The sequence below is a fragment of the Mycobacterium sp. Root265 genome, assembly GCF_001428895.1.
Classification (GTDB): Bacteria; Actinomycetota; Actinomycetes; order Mycobacteriales; family Mycobacteriaceae; genus Mycobacterium.
Map to the genome: position 1 here is coordinate 332219 of NZ_LMJA01000030.1, position 24320 is coordinate 356538.

General features: G+C 69.9%; 14 protein-coding genes. 6 read left to right on the plus strand and 8 right to left on the minus strand.

From position 1 onward, the window contains the following. Positions 1–5: 5 nt before the first annotated feature. A complete protein-coding gene (locus ASE48_RS24120) occupies positions 6–1049 on the plus strand; it encodes a sulfate/molybdate ABC transporter ATP-binding protein (RefSeq protein WP_057169676.1) in 1044 nt (347 codons plus the stop codon). Here ASE48_RS24120 and ASE48_RS24125 read toward each other — a convergent pair. The 6 genes from ASE48_RS24125 to ASE48_RS24150 all read right to left on the minus strand — a co-directional run bounded on the left by ASE48_RS24125 (position 1046) and on the right by ASE48_RS24150 (position 7306). Continuing rightward, a complete protein-coding gene (locus ASE48_RS24125; RefSeq protein ID WP_057169677.1) occupies positions 1046–2515 on the minus strand; it encodes an amidase in 1470 nt (489 codons plus the stop codon). The two genes, ASE48_RS24120 and ASE48_RS24125, sit on opposite strands and share 4 nt — an antisense overlap. A gap of 29 nt (positions 2516–2544) precedes the next feature. Further along, positions 2545–3459: a sterol desaturase family protein gene (locus ASE48_RS24130; protein ID WP_057169678.1), complete on the minus strand. Its 915-nt coding sequence runs from the start codon at positions 3457–3459 to the stop codon at positions 2545–2547. A gap of 1 nt (position 3460) precedes the next feature. Next, positions 3461–4105, minus strand: a complete 645-nt coding sequence (locus tag ASE48_RS24135) for a TetR/AcrR family transcriptional regulator (protein WP_057169679.1) — start codon at positions 4103–4105, stop codon at positions 3461–3463. Between the two features lie 69 nt (positions 4106–4174). Beyond that, the gene (locus ASE48_RS24140; RefSeq protein ID WP_057169680.1) at positions 4175–4918 is read right to left on the minus strand and encodes a sirohydrochlorin chelatase; all 744 of its coding nucleotides are present in this window, start codon (positions 4916–4918) and stop codon (positions 4175–4177) included. Continuing rightward, positions 4897–5604, minus strand: a complete 708-nt coding sequence (locus tag ASE48_RS24145) for a phosphoadenylyl-sulfate reductase (protein ID WP_057170009.1) — start codon at positions 5602–5604, stop codon at positions 4897–4899. Before ASE48_RS24145 ends, ASE48_RS24140 begins: the two co-directional genes overlap by 22 nt. Before the next feature lie 7 nt (positions 5605–5611). Next, entirely contained in the window at positions 5612–7306 is a 1695-nt protein-coding gene (locus ASE48_RS24150; RefSeq protein ID WP_057169681.1) for a nitrite/sulfite reductase, read from the minus strand. Positions 7307–7618: 312 nt separating this feature from the next. On the opposite strand from ASE48_RS24150, the gene hemW reads away from it, so the two are divergent. Then, positions 7619–8752 carry a radical SAM family heme chaperone HemW gene (hemW, locus tag ASE48_RS24155; RefSeq protein WP_082614386.1) on the plus strand — a complete coding sequence of 378 codons (1134 nt, stop codon included), beginning with the start codon at positions 7619–7621 and terminating at the stop codon, positions 8750–8752. Positions 8753–8756: 4 nt separating this feature from the next. Here the strand turns inward: hemW and ASE48_RS24160 are convergent, their stop codons facing one another. Next, complete coding sequence (locus tag ASE48_RS24160; RefSeq protein WP_057169683.1) at positions 8757–13967, minus strand: type I polyketide synthase; 5211 nt, start codon at positions 13965–13967, stop codon at positions 8757–8759. Positions 13968–14099: 132 nt separating this feature from the next. Further along, positions 14100–15764: a (2,3-dihydroxybenzoyl)adenylate synthase gene (locus tag ASE48_RS24165; protein WP_057169684.1), complete on the minus strand. Its 1665-nt coding sequence runs from the start codon at positions 15762–15764 to the stop codon at positions 14100–14102. Between the two features lie 101 nt (positions 15765–15865). Between ASE48_RS24165 and ASE48_RS24170 the strand changes: the two genes are divergently transcribed. The 4 genes from ASE48_RS24170 to mbtD are packed head-to-tail and all read left to right on the plus strand — an operon-like array spanning position 15866 to position 24285. Beyond that, on the plus strand, positions 15866–19333 hold the full coding sequence (locus ASE48_RS24170; RefSeq protein WP_057169685.1) for a non-ribosomal peptide synthetase: 3468 nt from the start codon (positions 15866–15868) through the stop codon (positions 19331–19333). Further along, positions 19330–20055 carry a thioesterase II family protein gene (locus tag ASE48_RS24175; protein WP_082614387.1) on the plus strand — a complete coding sequence of 242 codons (726 nt, stop codon included), beginning with the start codon at positions 19330–19332 and terminating at the stop codon, positions 20053–20055. The genes ASE48_RS24170 and ASE48_RS24175 overlap by 4 nt, the downstream gene beginning before the upstream one ends. Continuing rightward, positions 20045–21370 carry a beta-ketoacyl [acyl carrier protein] synthase domain-containing protein gene (locus tag ASE48_RS24180; protein WP_057169687.1) on the plus strand — a complete coding sequence of 442 codons (1326 nt, stop codon included), beginning with the start codon at positions 20045–20047 and terminating at the stop codon, positions 21368–21370. The genes ASE48_RS24175 and ASE48_RS24180 overlap by 11 nt, the downstream gene beginning before the upstream one ends. Beyond that, positions 21367–24285 carry a mycobactin polyketide synthase MbtD gene (gene mbtD / locus ASE48_RS24185; protein WP_057169688.1) on the plus strand — a complete coding sequence of 973 codons (2919 nt, stop codon included), beginning with the start codon at positions 21367–21369 and terminating at the stop codon, positions 24283–24285. The genes ASE48_RS24180 and mbtD overlap by 4 nt, the downstream gene beginning before the upstream one ends. The last annotated feature ends 35 nt before the right edge of the window (positions 24286–24320 follow it).

The following is a 24320-nucleotide window of genomic DNA, read 5'->3' on the forward strand; positions in this document are numbered from 1 at the left end:
CAGAGATGAGCGAAACCGCCATTTCGGTGACCGGCGCGAACAAGCATTACGGCGAGTTCGCGGCCCTGGACAACATCGACTTCGTGGTGCCCAAGGGCTCGCTGACGGCGCTGCTGGGACCCAGCGGCTCGGGTAAGTCGACACTGCTGCGTGCCATCGCCGGCCTGGATCAGCCCGATACCGGGTCGATCACCATCAACGGACGCGATGTGACGGGTGTGCCGCCGCAGAAGCGCGGTATCGGTTTCGTCTTCCAGCACTACGCCGCGTTCAAGCACCTCACGGTCCGCGACAATGTCGCGTTCGGCCTGGCGATCCGCAAGAAGCCCAAGAGTGAGATCAAGGACAAGGTCGACAACCTGCTCGAGGTGGTCGGTCTGGCCGGATTCCAGAACCGCTACCCGGCCCAGCTGTCCGGCGGGCAGCGTCAGCGCATGGCGCTGGCCCGCGCCCTGGCCGTCGACCCCGAGGTGCTGCTGCTCGACGAGCCGTTCGGTGCGCTGGACGCCAAGGTCCGTGAGGATCTGCGGGCCTGGCTGCGCCGGCTGCACGACGAAGTCCACGTCACCACGGTGCTGGTCACCCACGATCAGGCCGAGGCGCTCGACGTCGCCGACCGGATCGCGGTGCTCAACAAGGGCCGCATCGAACAGGTGGGCTCACCGACCGAGGTCTACGACTCGCCGGCCAATCCGTTCGTGATGTCCTTCCTCGGCACCGTGTCGCTGCTCAACGGAATCCTGGTGCGCCCGCACGACATCCGGGTCGGGCGCAACCCGGACATGGCCATCGCGGCGGGCGACGGCACCGCCGAGTCCACCGGTGTCACCAAGGCCGTCATCGACCGGATCGTGACGCTGGGCTTCGAGGTGCGGGTGGAACTCACCAGCGCGGTCAACGGCACGCCCTTCACCGCCCAGATCACCCGCGGCGACGCCGAGGCGCTCGGGCTGCGGGCCGGCGACACGGTGTACGTGCGGGCCACCCGGGTGCCGCCGATCGCCGGGGAACTGCAGAGCGCCGAGGTGCGCGCCGAGGCACTCACCTAACAGGGTGCCACCCGGTCGGCCCACGGCAGCGCCTCCTCGAGCTGGGCGGCCAGCCGGATCAGCAGGGCCTCACCGGCCAGCGGCGCCACGAACTGGACGCCGAGTGGAAGCCCGTCGGTGGTCCAGTGCAGGGGCAGGCTGATCGCCGGGCGTCCGGTGAGGTTGGCCAGCTGCGTATAGGGCACCCAGCCGAGATTCTTGTCGACCATGTCGTCGACGATCGTGGTGTAGCGCAACAGCTTTGCGGTCCGGGTCCGCAGCAGCAGGTCGGCTCCGCGCGCCAGGGCGGCGGGCAGCTCGAATTCGCCGATCCTGGGCGGCGGGGTCGCCAGGGTGGGCGTGAGCAGCAGGTCATAATTCTCGAAGTAGGCGCTCAGCCTGCGGGTGTGTTCGTGGCGGCGCTGCACCGCGTCGACGTAGGCGACGCTGCTGGTCGCCCGCCCCAACGCGGCCATGATGAGGGTGTCGCGTTCGAAGGCGTCATCGCCCGCACCGGACAGGCGTTTGGCCTCGTCGACCTCCCACGCGACGTAGACGAACCAGGTCAGCAGGAACTCGCGGGCCAGCTGGGCGTCGTCGAACGGTGCGGTGGGGAGTTCCTCGACGTGGTGACCGAGATCGGTCAGCACCCGGATGGCCGTATCGACCGCCGCGTACGCCTCGCGATGCGGTTGCGGCGTGATCGCCGAGGGCACCCGGACACCGATCCGCAGCGTGCCGGGATCCTGCCCGACGACGGAGGCGTACGCCGCCTCGGCCGGCGCCGGGGTGTAGGGCCCGAACGGTTCGCCGCCGGCGATGACGTCGAACATGGCCGCGGTGTCGCGGACGGTGCGGGACACCACGCCCTGGACCGCGGCGCCGTGCATGGACTCCGAGTGGCCGGGCCCCATCGGGGTCACGCCGCGGCCAGGTTTGAGACCGACCAGTCCGCAGCAGGCGGCCGGGATCCGGGTCGAGCCGCCACCGTCGTTGGCGCCCGCGCACGGGACGATGCCGGCGGCGACCGCGGCCGCCGAACCGCCCGAGGAGCCACCGGGTGTCCGGTCGAGGTCCCACGGGTTGCGGGCGGGACCCCAGAGCACCGGTTCGGAGATCGCCTTGGCGCCGAACTCGGGCAGGTTGGTCTTGCCGAAGATCACCAGCCCGGCGTCGATCCAGCGCTGCACCACCGTGGCGTGCTCGGCGGCGGGAGTGCCGGCCAGGGACCGCGAGCCCGCGGAGCTGGGTAGCCCGGCATAGTCCTGGGCGAGGTCCTTGATGAGGAACGGCACACCGGCGAACGGTCCGGTCAGATCGTCCGACGGTGTGGCGGGGACATCGCGGACGATGGCGTTGATCTTCGGGTTGACCTCCGCTGCGCGCTCCCGGGCCAGCGTCAGCAGTTCGGCGGCCGATATCTGCTTGTCGGCGACCAGCTTCGCCAGACCGGTGGCGTCATGACTGCGGTACTCGTCGAACCTCATGGCGTCAGATTAGGCGAGCAGCCCCTCAGTTACTTGTGCTTGCAAGTTTCCTGCGGGGACGCAGCCGGCGTCGTCTCGGTCCACCCGGGCGGCTGCAGCAGATAGCCGACCCGCGCCCGCCAGGTCTTGGCCCGCCACACGTCGCGGACCATCAGGGCGAACTCGTGGAAATTCACCTTGATGGGGTTGTAGGTGTCGATGTTGTGGGTCAACCCGTAGCGCACCTGCTCGGCCTCGTGGGCGTAGCTGTTGAACAGCCGGTCCCAGATGATCAGGATGCCACCGTAGTTCTTGTCCAGGTAGGGGTTGTTGGAGCCGTGGTGCACCCGGTGGTGTGATGGTGTGTTGAAGACGAATTCGATTGCTGGGTGCAGCTTTCCGATGCGTTCGGTGTGCAGCGGATACTGGAACAGCAGCACGATCGCCTGCGAGAGGAAGATCATCCACACCGGCACGCCGATCAGTGCGAGCGGAATGTAGACCACCGATGTCAGGAAGCGTCCCGGAATCAGCCACGGCAACCGCACCGCGGTGGACATGTTGAAGTGCTGACTGGAGTGGTGCACGCTGTGCGCCGCCCAGAACAGCCGCACCCGGTGCTGCATCCGGTGCTGGGCGTAGTAGCCGAGGTCGGCCCCGATGACGGCCAGCACCCACACCCACCAGTCCGATGCGGACAGTGAGATCGGGGCCAGCATCGCGGCGAGCACCACGATGGGCAGCTGGATGAAGTCCTCGACCAGGTTGGCGAATCGGCCCAGCCCGTAGACGCCCAGGCTGGCGAACGTGTCGCGGGCGGAGAAACCCACGCGCCGAGGGCTTTCCGTGGTACCTCCGGCGCGACGCTCGCGGCGGCGCTCCAGGTGGTCGCCGAGGAACTCGATACCCAGCAGCAGCAGGAACGCCGGGATCCCATACAGCCCGATGTTGCCGATCCATTCCATGTCAGCGGGTCTCTTCCGTCTTGCGGGGCATGCCGGCGATCTGCCAGCGCAGGGCCTGGCCGAACATCTCCTCGGTGACGCGTTCCGGTTCGATGCGGCGTTGCCGGATCAGGCCGCCGAACATGGCGAGGGTGGTGGTGGCGAAATCGTCGATGGAGATCGCCTCGACGTCGACTCCGTTACGGTCCAGCATCTCGGTGAGGATGCCGCGCACCGCTTCCAGGGTCTTCGCCGAGGATGCCGCCTCGATCCGCATGAGTTCGGGATTGCGGACCGCGTGCAGCCAGAACTCGGTGCGCAGCACGGCGACGTCGATCTCCTTGTCCGCCATGGCGATCAGCATCGCGCCCAGTGCGCGCATGGGGTCCGCCTCTTCGGCTCGCGCGTCGCGGATGGCCTGGGCCACCTCACTCATCCGGTCGACGGCGCGGTCGGTCATCAGCGTGGCGAAGAGTTGTTCCTTGTTGGTGAAGTTCGAGTAGACCGCGCCGACGGAGTAGCCCGCCGACTCGGCGATCTCCTCGACCGAGGCGGCGGTGTATCCGCGGTGCGCGAACACCTGCGCGGCGGCATCGAGAAGCCGCCGCCGGGTCTGCTCTTTGCTCTCGGCGCGGGTGAGTCGCCGCGGTTTCTCATCGGAGGCCATATTCAGATAGTAGCCATTATTTGAATGGCGCGCACTATCCCGGCGGTGTGACGTCTGGGTGGGGCTGGATCAGGCGGCGGCGGACAGCGCCAGTGCCGCGTCGAAGCGGTCCAGCACCGTCTCGGCCACCAGGCGGTGCGCCCCGAGCGGGGACGCCATCGGAATGCCTTGGGCCGCAGCGAATTCGGCGACCCGGTCGGTGATCTTGCCGTGCGCCAGGAACCACGGCGCGATCACGATGCGTTCGGCGCCGAGCAGCTGCAGGCGCTGCGCGGCGGCGGCCAGCGACGGTTTCGGTCCGGTGGCGAACGCGGTGGTCGTACCGATCCACCGGGTGCCGATCGCGACCGCCTGCGCCACCGTAGAGGTGCGGGCATTGGCCGCCGGGCGCGAGGACCCGACCGCGGTCACGATCACCCCGACATTCGAATCCTGCGCGGACACACCGGCTTCGGCGATCCGTCGGCGCAGCACCGCCAGGAGCTGGTCGTCCTCGCCGAGTACCTGCGCCTGCCGTGCATGCACACCACTGTCGGCGATCATGGCCGGGATGTCGGTGCGTGCGTGAAAGGCGTCGGCCAGCAGCAGGGGAGTGACGACCGCGCGGTCACCGACGGCGCGCAGCACGTCGACCAGGTTGGGCGCGGTCTGCTCGCAGAACGCGGGCACCACCTCGAGGTCCGGCCGCAGCCTGCGGATGGTGTCGGCCACCGCGCGCACGGTCACCGCCGAGCGGGGATCGGCGCTGCCGTGGGCGGTGAGGACCAGGACCGGCGGCAGCACCGCCGGACTCATGACGCGTGCAGTCCGCATTCCGTCTTCGCCTGGCCGGCCCACCGGCCGCTGCGCGGATCGGCGCCCTCGACCGGCTTGCTGGTGCACGGGGCGCACCCGATCGACGGGTAGCCCTCGTAGACCAGCGGATTGACCAGGATGCCGTTGGCGTCGATGTAGGCCTGCATGTCCTCGTCGGTCCAGGCGGCGATCGGATTGATCTTCACCAGTCCGAACGCGGCGTCCCAACTGATCAACGGCGCGTTCGCGCGGGTCGGGGCCTCGACCCGCCGGATGCCGGTCACCCACGCCGAGTAACCGCGAAGCGACTTGCCCAGCGGCTCGACCTTGCGCATCCGGCAGCACGCCGCGGCGTCGCGGGCGAAGAGATCCTTGCCGTGCAGCTCGTCCTGGCGCGCCACGGTGTTCTCCGGGGAGACATTCACCACATGCACCCCGTAGACGGCCTCGACCGCGTCGCGGGTGCCGATGGTCTCGGCGAAGTGATAGCCGGTGTCCAGGAACAGGACGTCCACGCCGGGGCGCACCTTGGCGGCCATCTCGACGAGCACGCCGTCCTGCATGTTGGACGCCACGATGTAGTTACCGGCGAAGTTCTCGTCGGTCCAGCGCAGGAGTTCCTCGGGACCGGCATCGGCCAGCTCGGCGGCACCGCGCTCGGCCAGCTGCTTCAGGTCGCTTTCTGTTCGTGTCACTGCCGTCATGTCCACATCACCTCAAGTCCGCATCATCGGCGCGTACCGCCCACTGAGCGAAACGCTCATCGGGCTCGCGTTGTTTCACGAAGTTGCGAACGACCCGTTCGATGTAGTCGCCGAGCTCGGTCGCGAGCACCTTGTGCTGGCGCAGTTTGCGACCGAAACCGCTGTCCAGGCCCAGGCTGCCGCCCAGATGCACCTGGAAGCCCTCCTCGGGCCCGTTGCCGTCGTCGATCATCTGGCCCTTGAAACCGATATCGGCGACCTGGATACGGGCGCACGAGTTGGGGCAGCCGTTGATGTTGATCGTCACCGGCACGTCGAGCTGGGCGTTGATGTCTTCGAGCCGCTTCTCCAGCTCGGGCACCAGCACCTGGGAGCGGCTGCGCGTCTCGGCGAAGCTCAGCTTGCAGAACTCGATGCCCGTGCAGGCCATCAGGTTGCGGCGCCAGTGCGACGGGGTCGAGGGCAGGTTGAGGGCATCCAGGCCGGCCCGCAGCTCGGCGAGCTTGTCATCGGCGACGTCGAGGATGATCAGCTTCTGGTACGGCGTGAAGCGGATGCGGTCGGATCCGGCGGCCTCGGCCAGGTCGGCGACCTTGGTCAGGATGGTGCCCGAGACGCGGCCCGCGATGGGGGCGACACCGACGGCGTTCAGGCCGTTCTTGAGGCGCTGCACGCCGACATGGTCGATCGGCCGGCTGACCGGCGCGGGCGCGGGTCCGTCGAGCAGCGGGCGCTTGAGGTACTCGGTCTCGAGAACTTCGCGGAATTTCTCGACACCCCAGTCCTTGATCAGGAACTTCAGCCGGGCCTTCGCCCGCAGCCGGCGGTAACCGTAGTCGCGGAAGACGCTGACCACGCCCTCCCACACGTCGGGCACCTCGGCCAGCGGCACCCACACGCCGACCCGCTGGGCCAGCATCGGGTTGGTCGACAGCCCGCCGCCGACCCACAGATCGAAACCGGGGCCGTGTTCCGGGTGTTCGACGCCGATGAAGGCAACGTCGTTGACCTCGTGCACCACGTCCTGCAGACCCGAGATCGCGGTCTTGAACTTGCGCGGCAGGTTGGAGTACTCCGGCTTGCCGATGTAGCGCTTGACGATCTCGTGGACGGCGGGCGTGCCGTCGATGACCTCGTCGAGCGACTCGCCGGCCAGCGGGGAGTTCAGCACGACGCGCGGGCAGTCACCGCAGGCCTCGGTGGTCTGCAGGCCGACCTCATCGAGGCGGCGCCAGATCTCGGGCATGTTCTTGACGTCGATCCAGTGGTACTGGACGTTCTGCCGGTCGGAGATGTCGGCGGTGTCGCGCGCGAATTCGGTGGAGATGCCGCCCAGGGTGCGCAGCGCGGCGACCGTCAGGGCGCCGCCGTCGCTGCGGACCCGCAGCATGAAGTACTCGTCTTCGAGCATGTCGGTGTTCTCGTCACCGGTCCAGGTGCCGTCGTAACCGGGCTTGCGCTGGGTGTAGAGGCCCCACCACCGGAAACGGCCTCGCAGGTCGCCCTTGTCGATGGACTCGAAGCCGCCGGGGGCGTAGATGTTCTCGATCCGCTGACGCACGTTGAGCGGGTTGTCGTCCTTTTTGGCCTGCTCATTGGGGTTGAGCGGCTCGCGGTAACCCAGGGCCCACTGCCCTTCGCCGCGGGGCCGTTTGACCGGCTTGGCGGGCTTCTCAGGGGCGTTGGAGACGGTCTCGGTCATGTTGTCGGGGCTCCTTGTCGGAGGAGCGGGCTCGTGAATCGCGCGTTCGCCGGGGGCTGGCCGGCGGCGCAGATCCGGCGGCCGCTCAGGATGTGGGCGGGCTGATTCCGATATCGACGCGGGTCAGGACGGACAACGACAGGTGCAGATGCGCTTGAGGTCGACATGCCGCCGGACCACCAGCGCAATGCGGGTGGTGCTGTCAACGGCGGCGGTCACGCCCGACATTCTGCCACGACAGCCCCCACCTGCCCTAACCGGGCCAGATTTGCGATCAGGGTGAGCAAAACAGTTTCTGGGATGATTCGGGGCATGAGCAGTGACGGCCCCTTCGGTATCTACATCCACGTGCCGTTCTGCGCGACCCGCTGCGGTTACTGCGACTTCAACACCTACACACCGTCCGAGCTCGGCGGGGCCAACCCCGACGGCTGGCTGGCCGCGGTGCGGGTCGAGCTGGAACTGGCGGCCTCCCAGGTGGGGCCGCGGCCGGTGGACACCGTCTTCGTCGGGGGTGGCACGCCGACGATGCTGGGCGGCCACGGCCTGGCCGCGGTGCTCGCGGCGGTACAGGACCATTTCGAGCTGGCACCCGGCGCGGAGGTGACCACCGAGGCCAACCCCGAGTCCAGCTCGCCGGAGCTGTTCGCGACGCTGCGCGCGGCCGGCTACACGCGCATCTCGCTGGGCATGCAGTCGGCCGCGACGCACGTGCTGAAGGTGCTCGATCGGGTGCATTCGGCCGGGCGTGCCCCGGCCGCCGCACTGGAGGCCCGCGCCGAGGGGTTCGAGCACGTCAACCTCGACCTGATCTACGGCACGCCCGGCGAAACCGACGATGATCTGGTGCGCTCCATCGAGACCGCCCTGGGTGCGGACGTCGACCATGTGTCGGCCTACGCGCTGATCGTCGAGGACGGCACCGCACTGGCCCGCCGGGTGCGCCGCGGCGAACTGCCGGCACCGGACAACGATGTGCTGGCCGACCGCTACGAACTGCTCGACGCGCACCTGTCGGCGGCCGGCCTGCAGTGGTACGAGGTGTCCAACTGGAGCCGCCCCGGCGGCGAGTGCCGGCACAACCTCGGGTACTGGGACGGCGGGCACTGGTGGGGCGCCGGGCCGGGGGCGCACAGCTTCCTCGGCGCGACGAGATGGTGGAACATCAAGCATCCCAACGCATATGCGCAGGCGCTGGCCGAGCGCCGGCTACCGGTGGCCGACTCCGAGGAGATCGACGCCGCCGCCAGGCACATGGAGGACGTGATGCTGCGGATGCGGCTGCGCAGCGGTCTGCCGCGCGGTGCGCTCACCGAACCCGAGCAGCGCCGTGCCGACACCGCGCTCACCGATGGACTGGTGGTCGCCGCCGCGGACCGGCTGGTGCTCACCGACCGGGGCCGGTTGCTGGCCGACGCGGTGGTGCGCGACCTGCTCGACGACTGAGGCTTCAGGCGCAGGACGCGCTGATCTCTTCGGATTCCTCGGCACCCGAATGATCGTGCGGGGTCAGCATTTCCACGATCCTGGTGGTCACCGCCGCGGCGGTCGGATGCTCCCACAGCAGGGTCGGCGGCAACGCCAGCCCGGTCTTGCGCTCCAGCTGCTTGCGCAACGCCACCGTCATGATCGAGTCCACGCCGATCTCCGACAGCGGCAACCGCGGATCGACACCACCGTCGGGCAGGCCCAGTTCGGCGGCCACCGCGGCGACCACCACTTCGGCCACCCACACCGCGGTGTCCACCCCGTCGCGCCCGACCGGCAGCTGCAGGCCGCCCAGGCCGTCGTCGTCCTCGTCGTCCCGAGGTGCGATATCGGCAAGCATCGGCACCGAGGCGGCATCGGCGGTCACCGGGAGCACCACGATATGGGCCTGATCGGCACGCACCGCGAGATCCAGGGCGCGCACGGCGTCGTCGGCCCCGACCGTGCCCATGCCCAGCGCGTTGAGCTGTGCGGCGACAAAGCTTGAGGCAGAACCCATTCCGAGGCCACGCCAGGCGGTCCAGGCCACCGCGGTGGTCCGGTCACCCAGGCTGCGACGGTGCTGGGCGAATGCGTCGAGGAAGGCGTTCGCGCACGCGTAGGCGCCCTGGCCGGGGAAGCCCGCGAGGTACCCGCAGGACGAGAACAGCACCAGCCAGTCCAGCTCACCGGGCGGGAACACCTCGTGCAGGGTCAGGGTGCCGTTCACTTTGGGGTGCATGGCCGTTGCGAAATCCTCGGCCGTGGTGCCGGCCAGCAGCGCGCCGGCCTCCACGCCGGCGGCATGCACCACGCCGCGCACCGGCGGCAGATCGCGCAGCGCTGCGCGCAACTCGTCGGCCGCACCCGCTGCGGCGATGTCCACGGCGGCCACCCGCACCGATACGCCGCGTTCCTCGAGTGACAGGATGGTGCGATAAGGCTCTGCCGCAGCGTCATGCGCCGGGTCGCTGCGCTCCCGGACGGTGTCCCAGGACGCGCGGTCGGCGGCCAAGCCGCTGCGGGACAACAGCACGATGCGGCGTGCCCCCAGATCGGCCAGTCGGGCGGCGACACGCACACCCAGGGCGCCGGTGCCGCCGGTGATCAGATAGGTGCCGGCCGGCGAGCAGGACAGCGTGGCCCGCTTGGTGGGTTCGGCCTGGGCCAGGCGTGCGGTCAGCGCGATATCGTCGCGGACCACGACCACACCCTGACCGCCGAGTGCGGCGAGCACCCCGATCGGCAGGCTGTCATCGGCCACATCCAGGACGCCGCCCCATAATCCGGGATGCTCGGCGGCCGCGACCCGGGAGAAGCCCCACAGCGGCGAACTGCCGATATCGCTGCCCTCGTAGACCCCGCGGGTCAGCGCCCACAGCTGAGCCGGAGCACCGCCCACTCTCCCGTCGCTGCGCTCGCCCAGACGGTCCAGCAGTGTGGTCAACGCTTGGTGCACCACGTTGACGGTGTCGCCGGGCGCATCTTCGGGCCGGGGCAGTACCAGCACGACCGCGCCCGGGGTCAGTGTCGTGGGGATCTCGTCCGGCGACTTGCACAGCCGGTGGTCCACATCGGCCGCAGCGAGATCGCGCATGCACCAGGCCAGCGTCTGCGCGTCACCACCGACCAGGATCACCTGTGACGGGCGTGCCGATTCGGCCCACTGCGCGGGATGCCAGGCCAGCTGCTGAATCATCCGGGCGACATCGTTGCCGCCGGGATTCTCCAGCTGGTCGAAGAACATGCCGTCGATCGCGCCGACCACCGTGCCCTCGGCGTCGGTGATCGTCACATCGGCGATGGTGCTGCCGGTACCGCGACGAATATGCATGAGCGCCAGGGAAACCGGTGCGCCGCGCAGCGCCACCCGGTCGATGCGGGCGGGCATCCGCAGCCGCAGCGGGCTCTCGAACACGATCGACGCCGCCGAGGTCGCGGCATCCAGCAGTCCGGCCCAGGTGGCCGGCGCGGAGCCGTCGGGTTCGGCGCGCACCACGGCCAGCATCTCGCCGTCACCGCGCAGCAGTTCGGTGATCTCCCACGGGAATCCCATGGCCGCGACGCCCAGGTCGGCGAGGGTGTCCACCACGTGCCCGGCGGGCAGCGTCTCGGTGCAGCGCGCCCGCGCGGCCACGATATCGGCTGCGGGAAGCGGGGTTTCGGTGCCGGCCGCGGCCACGGCGGTGCAGTGGGTGAGCCAGCCGCCGCCATCGGAATCGGCGCCGCTGTCGGCGTCCTCGATCCGGGAGGCCAGCGCCAGCGCCCGGTCCTGCAGCACGACCTGCACCGAGCGGGCCCGCCCCGGCGCCACCGGGGTGCGCAGTCGGACATCGGCGAGTGCGCCACCGCCCGCGGTCAGGAATGTGTTGAGCAGCACCGCGGCCGGGATGATCTCGGTGCCCTGCACCGGGTGATCACCCGGGTAGGGCCGGGTGTCCATGTCCAGCTGGGTCTGCCACACCTTGGCGGGTACCGCGGCGGTCACCTCGAGGCGGCCGCCGAGCAGGGTGTTGGCCTGCGGGTCGTGCACCGCGCCGCCACCGGGCGGTGCGGCCGGGGTGCGCCAGAACCGTCGGTGCTGCCACTGCGTGCCGGGCAGATCAGGTGCCCACCGGGCGGGTGACGGGTGCAGTGTCACCGGCGCCCCGTGACAGTGCAGCGCGGCGATCGCGGTGGTGACCGACCGCACCTCGGGCATGTTGCGCCGGTGCAGCGGAAGCACCGCGTAGTCGTCGATACCGACGTGCGACAGGGTGTCCACGATGGAATGCGAGACCACCGGATGCGCGGCGATCTCCAGGAACAGTCGGTGCCCGTCCTCAGCGGCGGCGGTGACGGCCTCGGTGAACCGGACCCGGCCACGCAGATTGGCCACCCAGTAGTCGGGACCGCGCAGTGCGCTCGACCGTGGATCGGTCATGGCGGTGCTGTAGAGCGGGATGGTCGGTGCCTGCGGGCTCAGGGCACCGGTGAGGCGGGCCAGCTCGGCGGTCAGGTCGTCCATGGCGGGGCTGTGGAACGCGACATCGGTGTTCACCTCGCGGGTCACGATGCCTTCGGCCGACCAGTCGGCGGCGATGGCCCGCACCTCGTCGGCGGTGCCGGAGATGACGGTGGATTCGGGGGAGGCGCTGATCGCGGCGACCACCTGGGTCTGGCCGGCCAGGCGCTGCTCGGCCTCGGCGAACGACAACGCGACCAGGGCCATCGCGCCCTTGCCCTGGACGGAGCGGAAACCGCGGGCCCGGTAGCAGGCGACCCTGGCGCCATCGGTCAGGTCGAACACCCCGGCGATGACGCAGGCGGCGACCTCGCCGACGGAGTGCCCGATGACCGCTGCCGGTGCCGCGCCCCGGGAGCGCAGCACCGCGGCCAGCCCGACCTGCATCGCGAAGGTCAGCGCCTGCACCTGGTCGGTGCCGCCGTGCTCGCCTGAGGTGAGCGCCGCGCGGGCCGAGAACCCCAGTTCGGCGCCGAACACCGGGTCGATCGCATCGATGACGGCGGCGAAATCCGGTTCCTCGCGTAGCAGTTCGGCACCCATGCCGACCCAGTGCGAGCCGTGCCCGGAGCACACCCAGACGGCGCCGCCGGCGGCACCGGGTACCACCGAACCGGTGGCCACCGAGGAATTGCGCTCACCGTTGCCCAGTGCGTCCAGGCCGACGATCAGTTCCTTGTGGTCCTCGGCGATGATGGCCGCGCGCACCGGCTCATGGGAGCGCCGCGACCACAGGGTGGCGGCCACATCGTTGAGCGCGTGGTGCGCGGAACGCAGATGGTCGCCGAGTGCCTCGGCGTTCGCCGACAGCCGCGACGGTGACCGCCCGGACACCGGAATGACTTGGTAGGAAGCATCGTTCGGCGTCTCGACGGAGGCCGGTGCGGGTGCCTCTTCGAGCAGGACGTGCGCGATGGTGCCGCCGTAGCCATAGCTGCACACCGCCGCGCGGCGTGGCTGTGCGGCGCGCGGCCAGCTCTCGGTCTCGGTGTTGACCCGCAGGCCGTTGGTGGTCCAGTCCACCGCGGTGGTGGGGGTACGCACGCCGGCGGTCGGGGGGATCGCCTCGTGGTGCAGCGCCAGTGTCGCCTTGACCAGGCCGACCACCCCGGCCCCACCCTCCAGGTGGCCGGTGTTGGGCTTGACCGAGCCGACCACGCACGGCTGATCCGCGCGGCCCGCTCCGTATACGGCGGACAACGCGGTCAGTTCCACCGGGTCACCGGTCGGGGTGCCGGTGCCGTGCGCCTCCACGAAGCCGATGCTGGCCGGGTCGATACCGGCGGTGCGGCAGGTGCGCCGGAACATCTGCTCCTGTGCCTCACCGTTGGGCGACATGATGCCGACGGTCTTGCCGTCCTGGGCGACGGCGCCGCCTCGCACGATCGCGAGCACCCGGTCGTTGTCGCGCTGCGCGTCGGCCAGGCGTTTGAGCACCACCACGGCGGCACCTTCGCCGCGGCCGTAGCCGTCGGCGGAGTCGTCGAAGGATTTGCACCGTCCGTCCGGGGCGGTGGCCCCGGCCACGTCCAACACCCGGGTCAGCCCGGGGCCGATCAGCGCGCTGACACCACCGGCCAGTGCCAGTGAGGTCTCGCCGGCGCGCAACAGTTGGCAGGCCTGGTGCACGGCGACCAGGGAGGCCGCGCAGGCGGCGTCCAGGGCGACGCTGGGTCCGCGCAGGTCTAGCAGATGCGAGACCCGGTTGGCGATACCGCACAGCGCGGTGCCGATCCCGGTCCAGGCTTCGATGCCGGGCAGGTCCTCCATGACGAGCTTGCCGTAGTCGTCGGAGTTGACGCCCATCAGCACCGCGGTGTCACTGCCGGCCAGCGAACGGGGCGGCACGCCGGCGTCCTCCAGCGCCTCCCAGCTGACCTCGAGCGCCAATCGCTGCTGCGGGTCCATCAATTCGGCCTCGCGCGGGGAGACCCCGAAGAACTCGGCGTCGAAACCGGGCAGGTCGGACAGGAAGCTGCCCTTGTGAGTGGTGGCCTTGAGGATGGCGGCGTTGCGGGGATCGCGGCGCAGATACGGCTCCCACCGTTCGGCCGGAACCTCGCCGACCGCGGTACCGCTGTCGAGCAGGAACCGCCAGAAATCGGCCGGGGTGTTGACGTCGCCGGCGAGCCGGCACCCGATACCGACGATGGCGATCGGTTCCAGGGTGGGGTCCTGGTTAAGCGTCACGGCTGCGAATCCTCTTCACATCATTTGCGTTTAAACAGATCGTGGCACGGAACGGCGGTCGGTGGAGGCCTACCTGATGTGCCCCTGGGCACACCGGGCGGCGAGAAGTGAAGTACGTGAACGGATTAGCGGTCACGAAGACCCCAGCAAGGCGACGATCTGTTTCTTGTCGACCTTGCCGACGGGGGTCTTGGGTAGCGACGGCAGCGGCGCGAGCATGTCCGGCTTGGTGTGCGAGGACACGCCGCGGCTGTCCAGGAAGCTGTTCAGCTCGGCCAGCGTGAGTGCCTTCCCGGAGAAAACGACTGCGGCGCAGATCTTTTCGCCGAGGTATTCGTCCGGCATGGCCACCGCCGCGGCAGCATAGATCCCGGGATGGGCGAACAGGTGCTCCTCCAGATCGGAGGCCGACACCGTCTCGCCACCGCGGTGGATGACGTCCTTGATGCGCCCGGTCACCTCGACGTAGCCGGCCAGCGGGCCGTCGGCGAAGATCCGCACCCGGTCACCGGAGCGGTAGTAGCCTTCCGGGCTGAACGAGCGGGCGTTGGCTTCTTCGGCGCGGTAGTAGCCGTTGATGGTGTTCGGCCCGCGCACCAGCAGTTCGCCCTCGTCGCCGGGGGCCACGGCAGCGCCGTGCTCGTCGACGACCAGCATCTCGTCGAGCGGGGACATCGGCCGGCCCTGGGTGTGCAGCAGCACATCGACCGGGTCGCCGGGGCGGGTGAAGTTCAACATGCCCTCCGCCATCCCGAAGATCTGGCTGAGCCCCGGGGTGAGGTTGTCCAGGATGAACTTGGCCTCGTCGGCGGTCATCCGCGAGCCGCCGACCTGCACGACGCGCAGCGACTCGGGCAGCACCGGTTCCCAGTCGCAGGCCTGCGCCCAGACCTTGGCCAGCGCGTTGACCAGGCCCGTCACCGTCACGTGGTGCTTGTCGATGAGCGCGAAGGCGTTCTCCGGGCTGGGGTCGTGGGTGAAGACGGTGGGGGCGCCGACGGTCATGGCGCCCAGCAGTCCGGGGCAGCCCAGTGGGAAGTTGTGCCCGGCCGGCAGCGCGACGAGGTAGGTGTCATCGCTGGTCATCAGGTATTCCTGGGCCGAGGCGACGGCGGTGTAGACGTAGTCGTCGTGGGTGCGGGCGATCAGCTTGGGCAGCCCGGTGGTGCCGCCCGAGACGAGCAGCAGTGCGGGTTCGGCCGCGTCCAAGCCGTCCCGGGTGGGCGTTGCGGTCGGCGCGTCGCCGTCCGAATCGGTCAGCGCGGACCAGGCGAGGTACTCGCCGGGGTCGCCGTCGACGATCACGCGGGTCAGCGCGGGGTGATCTCTCTGCAGTTGGGCCGCCATCGTGCGGAAATCGAAACCGGCTGCGGTATCGGTGATTACGAGCCCGACCGCGCCGCTGATACCGGCGAAGTGGCTCAGTTCGGCCGAACGGTGACCGGACAGGCACATCACCGGGACCACGCCGGCGCGCAGCAGTCCGAAGAAGGCGACGGCGAACTGGGTGGTGTTCGGTAACTGCAGCAGCACGCGGTCACCGGCCCGCCATCCCAGGCCGGCGAGCCGGCCGGCAACACGGTCGGCCACCGCATCCAGTTCGGCGAAGGTGTAGCTGCGCTGCGCATCGACGATCGCAGTGACGTCGGGCCACCGTGCCGCGGCGTTGCTGAGTATCGAGTCCAGCGGTTGCCCGGTCCACAAGCCCGCCTGCCGGTAAGCGGCGGCACGATCCGCCGGGAACGCGACGAAACCGTCGTTCAGATCGCCGTGTCCCTGCGGAAAAACCGTGCTCATGCTGGAGAAACCGTCCCTCTGGGTAGGTGCGTTGCCGATATGAATATAGGGTAGCCTCACTGCAGTTAGGGCAGCCTGTACTAAATCTGCGGAGGAATAGCGTGGCCGTCGCTGCGACGACATCAGAAACCGTTCGATCCGAGGTGGCCGAACTTCTCGGGATCACGGCGGATGCGCTGGACCCGAATGCTGATCTCATCGCGTCCGGTCTGGACTCCATTCGGATGATGTCGCTGTCGGGACGCTGGCGGAAACAGGGCATCCAGGTCGGTTTCGCCGCGCTGGCCGCCAAGCCCACCGTCGCCGCCTGGCAGGACCTGGTAGCCGAACACGCGCCCGCCGACGCGGTACCCGCGGCCGAGGTGATCGCCGGCGATGCCGACGCACCGTTTTCGCTGGCCCCGATCGCCCACGCGATGTGGGTGGGCAGGCACGGCGAACAGGAACTCGGTGGTGTGGCCGCGCACCTGTATGTCGAATTCGACGGCGTCGGTGTCGATCCCGTCCGTTTGCAGAGCGCCGCCACGAAACTCGCTGCGCGCCATCCGATGCTGCGCCAGGAGATCCTGCCCGACGGCACCCAGCGGATCAGCGACCGGGGGTTGCCGGTCACCGTGTACGACCTGCGGGATCTGGCCGACGCGGACGACAGGTTGGAAAGGATCCGGGACGACAAGTCACATCAGTTGCTGGACAACGAGGTTCTGCAGATCTCGCTGTCCCTGCTGGCGGATGGGCGCACCCGGCTGCACGTCGACATGGACATGCAGGCGGCCGACGCGGTGAGCTACCGCAACTTCATGGCCGACCTGGCCGCGTTCTACCGAGGCGCCGAACTGCCCGAACTCGGGTACACCTACCGCGAATACCGGGCCCGGCTGACCGCGTCGACGCCGCCACCCTCGCCGGAGGACCTGCAGTGGTGGGCCGAGCGGGTGCCCGATCTTCCGGAACCGCCTGCGCTGCCGCTGGTTCCGCGCGACGAGCAGCAGGATCCGTTGCGCAGCATCAGGTTGTGGCACATCTTCGACGTGGCCACCCGCGATGCGCTGTTCGCCGCCGCGCACCGGCGCGGACTCACCCCGGCGATGGCCGTCGCCGCCGCCTACTCCAATGCGCTGGCCCGCTGGTCGACCGATTCACGGTTCCTGCTCAACCTGCCGATGTTCGGCCGCGAGCCCTACCACCCCGACGTCGACAAACTGGTGGGCTGCTTCACCTCGTCGCTGATGCTCGACATCGACCTGGCAGATACCTACACCGCGGCATCGCGGGCACGTGCGGTGCAGGAGACCCTGCACGCCACCGCCCAGCACGCGTCGGTGTCCGGCCTGTCCGTGCTGCGCGATATGAGCAGGCACCGCGGCAACCAGACGCTGGCGACCATCGTCTACACGAGTGCGCTCGGCCTGGGTGACCTGTTCGCCGGTGACGTGACCGACCAGTTCGGCGAGCCGGTGTGGACCATCTCGCAGGGCCCACAGGTGCTCATCGACGCCCAGGCCACCCCGCTGGCCAACGGACTGATGATCAACTGGGACGTGCGGGTGGAAGCCTTCCCGCCCGGGGTGCCGGAGGCGATGTTCGCCTACGAGGTCGCCGAGCTCGCGCGCCTCGCCACCGATGACGCGGCCTGGGACGAACCGGACCCACCCGCGCTGGCCGACGCCTCACACGATGTTCGCGACACCGTCAACGCGAGCATCGTGGCGCCCAGCGGCGACAACCTCGTCGACGGTTTCTTCCGCAACGCCGCCGCCGGCCCCGAGGCCACCGCGCTCATCGCCCGTTCGGGCACGCTCAGCTACGGCGAACTCTCCGACCGGGTGCTGGCGGTCGCAGGCACCCTGCAGGCCGCCGGCGTCGGCTCCGGCGATATCGTCGCGGTGCTGGGCCCCAAGGGCGCCCAGCAGATTCCCGCGCTGCTCGGCATCCTCACCGCCGGTGCCGCCTACCTGCCGATCGGCGTCGATCAGCCCGCCGACCGCGCCACGCGCATGCTGACCACCGGCGGGGTGACATTCGCCCTCGTCTGCGGTGACGACGTTCCCGACGTCCTGGCAGCCACCGGGATACCGTCCCGGCGCATCACCGATATCGAGACGGCTGCAACAACATTCGATGCCGTCACCGTCGCACCGAGCGATCTGGCCTATGTGCTGTTCACCTCCGGTTCCACCGGAGAACCCAAGGGGGTGGAGCTCACCCACGATGCGGTGATGAACACCCTGGAATTCCTCTACCGGCACTTCGAGATCGGGCCGCAGGACCGCGAATTGGCGCTTTCACACCTGGAGTCGGACATGTCGGTGCCCGATGTGTTCGGCATCCTGCGCGCCGGCGGCGCCATCGTGATGGTCGACGAAGACCAGCGCCGCGATCCGGACGCCTGGGCCCGGCTCATCGAGCAGCATCAGGTCTCGGTGGTCAATTTCCTGCCCGGATGGCTGCAGATGCTCACCGAGGTGCCCGGCTCTCTGGAGTCGTTGCGGGTGGTGCTCACCGGTGGTGACTGGGTACGTCCGGAGATGGCCAGGGCACTACGCGCCCGGGCGCCGCGGATGCGGTTCGCCGGTCTGGGCGGGGCCACCGAGACCGCCATCCACGGCACCATCTTCGAGATCGGGCCCGACGACGAGATTCCCGTGAAACCGTCGGTGCCCTACGGGGTGCCGTTCCCGAACAACGCCTGCCGGGTGGTCAGCCCGGCCGGTGAGGACTGCCCGGACTGGGTGCCCGGCGAGCTGTGGTTCACCGGCCGCGGCATCGCCCGCGGCTACCGTGGCCGCCCGGATCTGACCGCGGAGAAGTTCGTCGAGTACGACGGGCGCACCTGGTACCGCACCGGTGACCTCGCCCGCTACTGGCCCGACGGCACCCTGGAGTTCATCGGCCGCACCGATCACCGCGTCAAGCTCAGCGGATACCGCATCGAACTCGGCGAGGTCGAAGCCGCGCTGGGCCGGGTGCCCGGAGTAGGCGCGGCGGTGGCCGCCGTGGTCCCCGTCGACCGCGGACGCGACGTGCTGGGCGCGCTGGTGCGGATCGACGATGCCGATCTCGGGGCGGACGCGGTGCTCGACGCGCTGGCCGATCTGGTTCCGGCCCATATGATTCCGCAGGTCATCGTGCCCACGGACCGGATTCCGTTCACCATCGGCGGCAAGATCGACCGCAAGGCGGTGGCGCTGCGTCTGGCCGAGGCCGAACTGCCCGCAGAACGCGGCTACCGGGCGCCGTCCACCTCCCTGGAGACCGCGCTCGCGCGGATCATGTCTGACCTGTTGGGCCGTGACGCCATCGGCATCGACGACGACTTCTTCGGTCTCGGCGGCGACTCGGTGATGGCCACCCAGGTGGTGGCGCACGTGCGTGACTGGCTGGATACCCCGACCATCATGGTGCCCGACGTCTTCGCGACCCGGACGGTGGCCGCCATCGCGCAGCGCCTCATCGAACGGGAAACCGACGCGCAGCGCCTGGAACTGGTGGCCGAGCTGTACCTGGAGGTCGCCGCCATGGATGACGCGGATGTGGTCTCCGAGCTGGATACCGCGGGCCGATCGTGAGCACCTTCAAGCCCTGGATCAAGCAGTATCCCGGCTCGGGCGGCCAGGCCGCCCTGGTGTTCCCGCACGCCGGGGGAGCGGCGCTGGCCTACCGGTCGCTGGGCACCGCGCTGGCCGCGGCGGGCGCCGACACCTACGTCATGCAGTACCCGCAGCGCGGGGACCGGCTCACCCACCCCGCCCAGGACACCGTCGGCGAACTGGCCGCGGACCTGTTCGACGGTGGCGACTGGGCCGACCTCGGGCCGCTGCGATTGTTCGGGCACTGCATGGGCGCGGTGGTGGCCTTCGAGTTCGCCCGCGTCGCCGAGAGCAAGGGCATCGAGATCAGCTCGCTGTGGGTGTCGGCCAGCGAGGCGCCGTCCACGGTCGCCACGGCGCCCTCGCTGCCGATGGCCGAAACCGAGATCATCGCCGAGATGGTCGATCTGGGCGGCACCGATCCGCAGCTACTGGCCGATGACGATTTCGTGGAACTGCTGCTGATGGCCGTGCGTGCGGACTACGCCGCCTTCAACCGCTACTCCTGCGACGACGATGTCCGCATCGCGGCAGATATCCACACCCTGGGCGGCGCGACCGATCACCGGGTCAGCGAGAACATGTTGCGCCGCTGGGAAACCCACACCAGCGGAGCCTTCACGGTATCGATGTTCGACGGTGGTCACTTCTTCATCAACGACCACACCGCGGATGTGGCGGAGCTGGTCAATGCCCTCTGATGTGACCCGACAGGACGATCCGGTGGTGATCGTCGGCATGGCGGTGGAGGCACCCGGTGGTGTCGACTCGGCCGATTCGTTCTGGGACCTGCTGTCCGGGCAACGGGAGGCGCTCGGCCCGTTCCCGACCGATCGCGGCTGGGCGGTACCTGACCTGCTGGAGGGGTCGCGTCGCGACGGTTTCAAGCAGATCCACGATCTGGGCGGATTCCTCTCCGACGCAGCCAATTTCGACCCGGCGTTCTTCGGCATCTCGCCGCGGGAGGCGGTGGCGATGGACCCGCAGCAGCGGGTGGCGCTGCGGCTGGCCTGGCGCGCCCTGGAGAACAGCGGGATCAACCCCGACGATGTCGCCGGCCACGACGTGGGTTGCTATATCGGGGCATCCGCCCTGGAGTACGGACCGGAGCTGTCCGAATACTCGAACCACAGCGGCCATCTCATCACCGGCACCTCGCTGGGCGTGATCTCCGGTCGCATCGCCTACACCCTCGACCTGGCCGGACCCGCGCTCACCGTGGACACCTCGTGCTCCTCGGCGCTGGCCGCGCTGCACACCGCGGCCGGTGCGGTGGCCGGCGGCGACTGCGACATGGCGCTCACCGGCGGGGTGTGCGTGATGGGCACCCCCGGATACTTCGTCGAATTCTCCAAGCAGCACGCACTTTCCGATGACGGCCACTGCCGGCCCTACAGTGCCGCCGCCAGCGGCACCGTCTGGGCCGAGGGCGCCGGAATGTTTGTGCTGCAACTCCGGTCGGCGGCGCTGCGCGACGGCAGGACGATCCTGGCCGAGGTGCGCGCCACCGGCGTCAACCAGGACGGCCGCACCATCGGGCTGACCGCACCCAGCGGCACCGCCCAGCAGCGGCTGTTCGCCCGCGCCATCGCCCGCGCCGGCGTCCGGCCCGAGGATGTCGGCATGATCGAGGGCCACGGCACCGCCACCCGCCTCGGCGACCGCACCGAACTGCGCGCCCTGGCCCAGACCTACGGCGCCACCGCACCCGGGGCGGGCGCGCTGCTCGGCTCGGTGAAATCCAATATCGGACACGCCCAGGCCGCCGCCGGTGCGCTGGGGCTGGCCAAGGTGATCCTCGCCGCCCAACACGGCGCGGTGCCCGCCAGCCTGCACATCGATGCCGCCAGCCGCGAAATCGACTGGGATGCCCAGGGGCTTCGACTGGCCACCGAACTCACCGCATGGCCCGCCGTCAACGGCGAACGGATCGCCGCCCTATCGGCGTTCGGGATGAGCGGCACCAACACCCACGCCGTGGTGGCGATCCCGGACACCGCCGGGCAGGCCGCATGACGACCCTCACCACGTTGCCCGACGGGCGCATCCCGGTACTGCTCAGCGCGCACGCCGAAGAACTGATCGCCCAGGACGCCGGCGCCATCCTGGATCACCTGCACCGCCGACCGGCGCTGAGCACCGGTGCCGACGTGGCCCGGGTGGCCGCGACCCTGACCGCCACCCGGCGGGTACGCAAGGTCCGGGCACTGATCCGGGCCGCCGATGTCGCCGAGCTCTCCGACGCCCTGCGCGCCCTGCAGGCCGGGGCGGACCATCCGCTCGTCACCCGGTCCGCGCAGACCGGGCAACCCCGGGTCGCGTTCGTCTTCCCCGGGCAGGGCAGCCAGTGGCCGTCCATGGGGGTCGAGGCCTACCACCGGCTGACCGTCTACCGCGACGAGGTCGACCGCTGCGCAACGGCATTCACCGATGCCGGGCACGCCTCCCCGCTGGCGTATCTGCTGGCCGATCCCGGCGCGCTGACCAACGATTTCTCCCAGGTGCAGATCCAGGGCGCACAGTTCGTGCACGGCGTCGCGCTGGCCCGGGTGTGGCAGTCCTGCGGGGTGACCCCGGACATCACCGTCGGGCACAGCCTCGGCGAGGTCGGTGCCGCCCACATCGCCGGTGCCATGACGCTGTCCGACGCCGTCGGCGTGGTCGCGGCGCGGGCCACCCTGCTGGACGGCCTCACCGGCCCGTACCGCGTCGCCGTGCTCGGGATCGACCAGGACCAGGCGCGGGACGCGATCGCACAGACGCCGGGCTGGCTGGAACTCTCGGTGGTGAACTCGACATCCTCGGTGGCGGTCTCCGGGGACACCGAGGCCATCACCGCGGTGGTGCGCCGGGTCGTCGAGAGCGGCCGGTTCGCCAAAGAGATCGAGATGTGGTTCCCCGCGCACACCACGAAACTGGACACCAAACGCGCGGAGCTCGAATCGATGCTTCCCGCCGGGACATTCGGTGCGGCCCCGGTGCAGTTCATCGGTTCGGCGACAGCGCAGGTGGTGCCGGCCGGCACCGATTTCGCCGACTACTGGTACACCAACCTGCGCAGCACGGTGCGCTTCGATGATGCCGTGCGGGCCGCGGTGGCGGCAGGCGCGCGGACGTTCGTGGAACTCTCGGCCCATCCGGCGCTGCTCTACGCCATGGCAGATGTGCTCGACGAGGTGGCCGACCCGCCGCTGATCGTCGGATCCGGCCGCCGCGACGAGCCCCTGGTCGACCGCTTGTCCGCCAACCTGACCGCGGTGGCGCTGGCCGATCCCGCATGCCGCTGCAGTGGACGGCCCGCAGAGCTGCTGCGCGACTTCCCGTTCGCGCCGATGCGCGCCCAGCACCACTGGGCCACACCCGAACCGCTGCCGCCGGTGCCCGGCTTCACGGTGCTCACCGAGCGGTGGGAACAGCGGGCACCCGCCGCCGCCGGGCCACGGCGCGCCGCAGTCGTCGACCTCGGTGACGACGGCCGACTCGCCGCCGCCCTGGGCTCCCGGCTCGAGATCGCCGATCCGGCCGAGGCGGACCTGATCATTGTGCTGGCCCCGGTGCTCGATCATCTGGACGCGGTGGCCGCGGGGGTCGAGCTGTCCGCCCGCATCGACGCCGGGCTGCTCGGGTACACCGACGCCGTCGGCCCGCTGTGCCGCGACGTCTGGCTCGTCACTGTCGGCGGCGAGCAGGTGCGCACCGGTGAACCCGGACCGCTGCCGGCCCAGGCCGCGCTGGCGGCGATGCACCGCAGCATCGGGCTGGAACACCCCGATCAGTCCTTCGGCCACCTCGACCTGCCCTCATGGGAACTCGACGACGCAGCCGCCGCGCTGGCGGTCGGCGCCCTCTCCGGCGCGGCCGCCGACGTGGCGTTGCGCCACACCGATTCCGGGCCGGCACTGTTCACGCACGGCACCGTCGAAGACCGGCTCCCGCAGCCGGGTTGGGGCGCACCCGGTGTACTCGACGAGGTGGTGATCACCGGCGGCTCCGGTGCGGTCGGTACCCACTTCGTGAACTACCTTGCCGCGCACGGGGCGCGGCGCATCGTACTGCTCGGCCGCAGGGGCGCCGACCCGCAGCAGGTGGCGGGTGTGGAGGTGCTGGCGCCGCCGTGCGATATCACCGACCCCGCGGCCCTGGCCGCCACCGCCGCCGAATTCGGCGGCGGCGGGGCCTCCCTGGTCATCCACGCGGCAGGCGCGGCCACCATGACCGGGCACCGGGACCTCACCGGTCCGGTGTTCGCCGAAGCCGTGTCGGCCAAGGTCGCCGGGCTGGCCGCGTTCACCGCGAGCTGGCCGTTGCGTGCCGATGCGCGAATCATCCTGTGCTCCTCGGTATCCGGCCTGTGGGGCGGGAGCGGCCACACCGCATACTCGGCGGCCAACCGGCTGCTCGATGTGATGGCCGGCCAGATGCGGGCCGACGGCAGGCACTGCACCTCGGTGCGCTGGGGACTGTGGCCGGGCACCGGCATCATCGACGCGGATGAGGTCGCCCGCGTCGAACGCTCCGGCCTGCACGCCATGATCCCGGAGCGGGCCGTCGAGGCCTGCCTGCGGGACTTCACCGGCGACCCGCTGGTGTTCTCCGCCGACGCGGCGCGGCTGCAGGTGTTCCTGGGGGGAACGCGAGCCGAACCGGTGTCCGCAGGGCAGCCGGAACCGTCGCTGGACGGACTGGACGCGGCCGGCGTACTGCGGGTGGCACTCGGCTCGGTGCTCAACCTGCCCGCCGATACCGGGCTGGAGCCGTCCGCGTCCCTGCTCGATCTGGGTGTCGACTCACTGCTGGCGCTCGACCTACGCAAGAAGCTCAAGAAGGCGGCCGGCGTCAACGTCCCGCTGGCGACCATTCTCGGCGGCGCCACTGTCGCCGAGGTCCTTGAGCACCTGGAACGACCTGAGAAGAAGGCACGCCTGAAGTGACTGACACCGTAGCCGCATCCGTCGATTCATCCCGT

Coding starts and splice junctions, on each gene's coding strand:
- ASE48_RS24140 (WP_057169680.1), bottom strand. CDS start 4,918: ATGCGGACTGCACGCGTCATGAGTCCGGCGGTGCTGCCGCCGGTCCTG.
- ASE48_RS24145 (WP_057170009.1), bottom strand. CDS start 5,604: ATGACGGCAGTGACACGAACAGAAAGCGACCTGAAGCAGCTGGCCGAG.
- ASE48_RS24130 (WP_057169678.1), bottom strand. CDS start 3,459: ATGGAATGGATCGGCAACATCGGGCTGTATGGGATCCCGGCGTTCCTG.
- ASE48_RS24120 (WP_057169676.1), top strand. CDS start 6: ATGAGCGAAACCGCCATTTCGGTGACCGGCGCGAACAAGCATTACGGC.
- mbtD (WP_057169688.1), top strand. CDS start 21,367: ATGACGACCCTCACCACGTTGCCCGACGGGCGCATCCCGGTACTGCTC.
- hemW (WP_082614386.1), top strand. CDS start 7,619: ATGAGCAGTGACGGCCCCTTCGGTATCTACATCCACGTGCCGTTCTGC.
- ASE48_RS24150 (WP_057169681.1), bottom strand. CDS start 7,306: ATGACCGAGACCGTCTCCAACGCCCCTGAGAAGCCCGCCAAGCCGGTC.
- ASE48_RS24135 (WP_057169679.1), bottom strand. CDS start 4,105: ATGGCCTCCGATGAGAAACCGCGGCGACTCACCCGCGCCGAGAGCAAA.
- ASE48_RS24180 (WP_057169687.1), top strand. CDS start 20,045: ATGCCCTCTGATGTGACCCGACAGGACGATCCGGTGGTGATCGTCGGC.
- ASE48_RS24165 (WP_057169684.1), bottom strand. CDS start 15,764: ATGAGCACGGTTTTTCCGCAGGGACACGGCGATCTGAACGACGGTTTC.
- ASE48_RS24125 (WP_057169677.1), bottom strand. CDS start 2,515: ATGAGGTTCGACGAGTACCGCAGTCATGACGCCACCGGTCTGGCGAAG.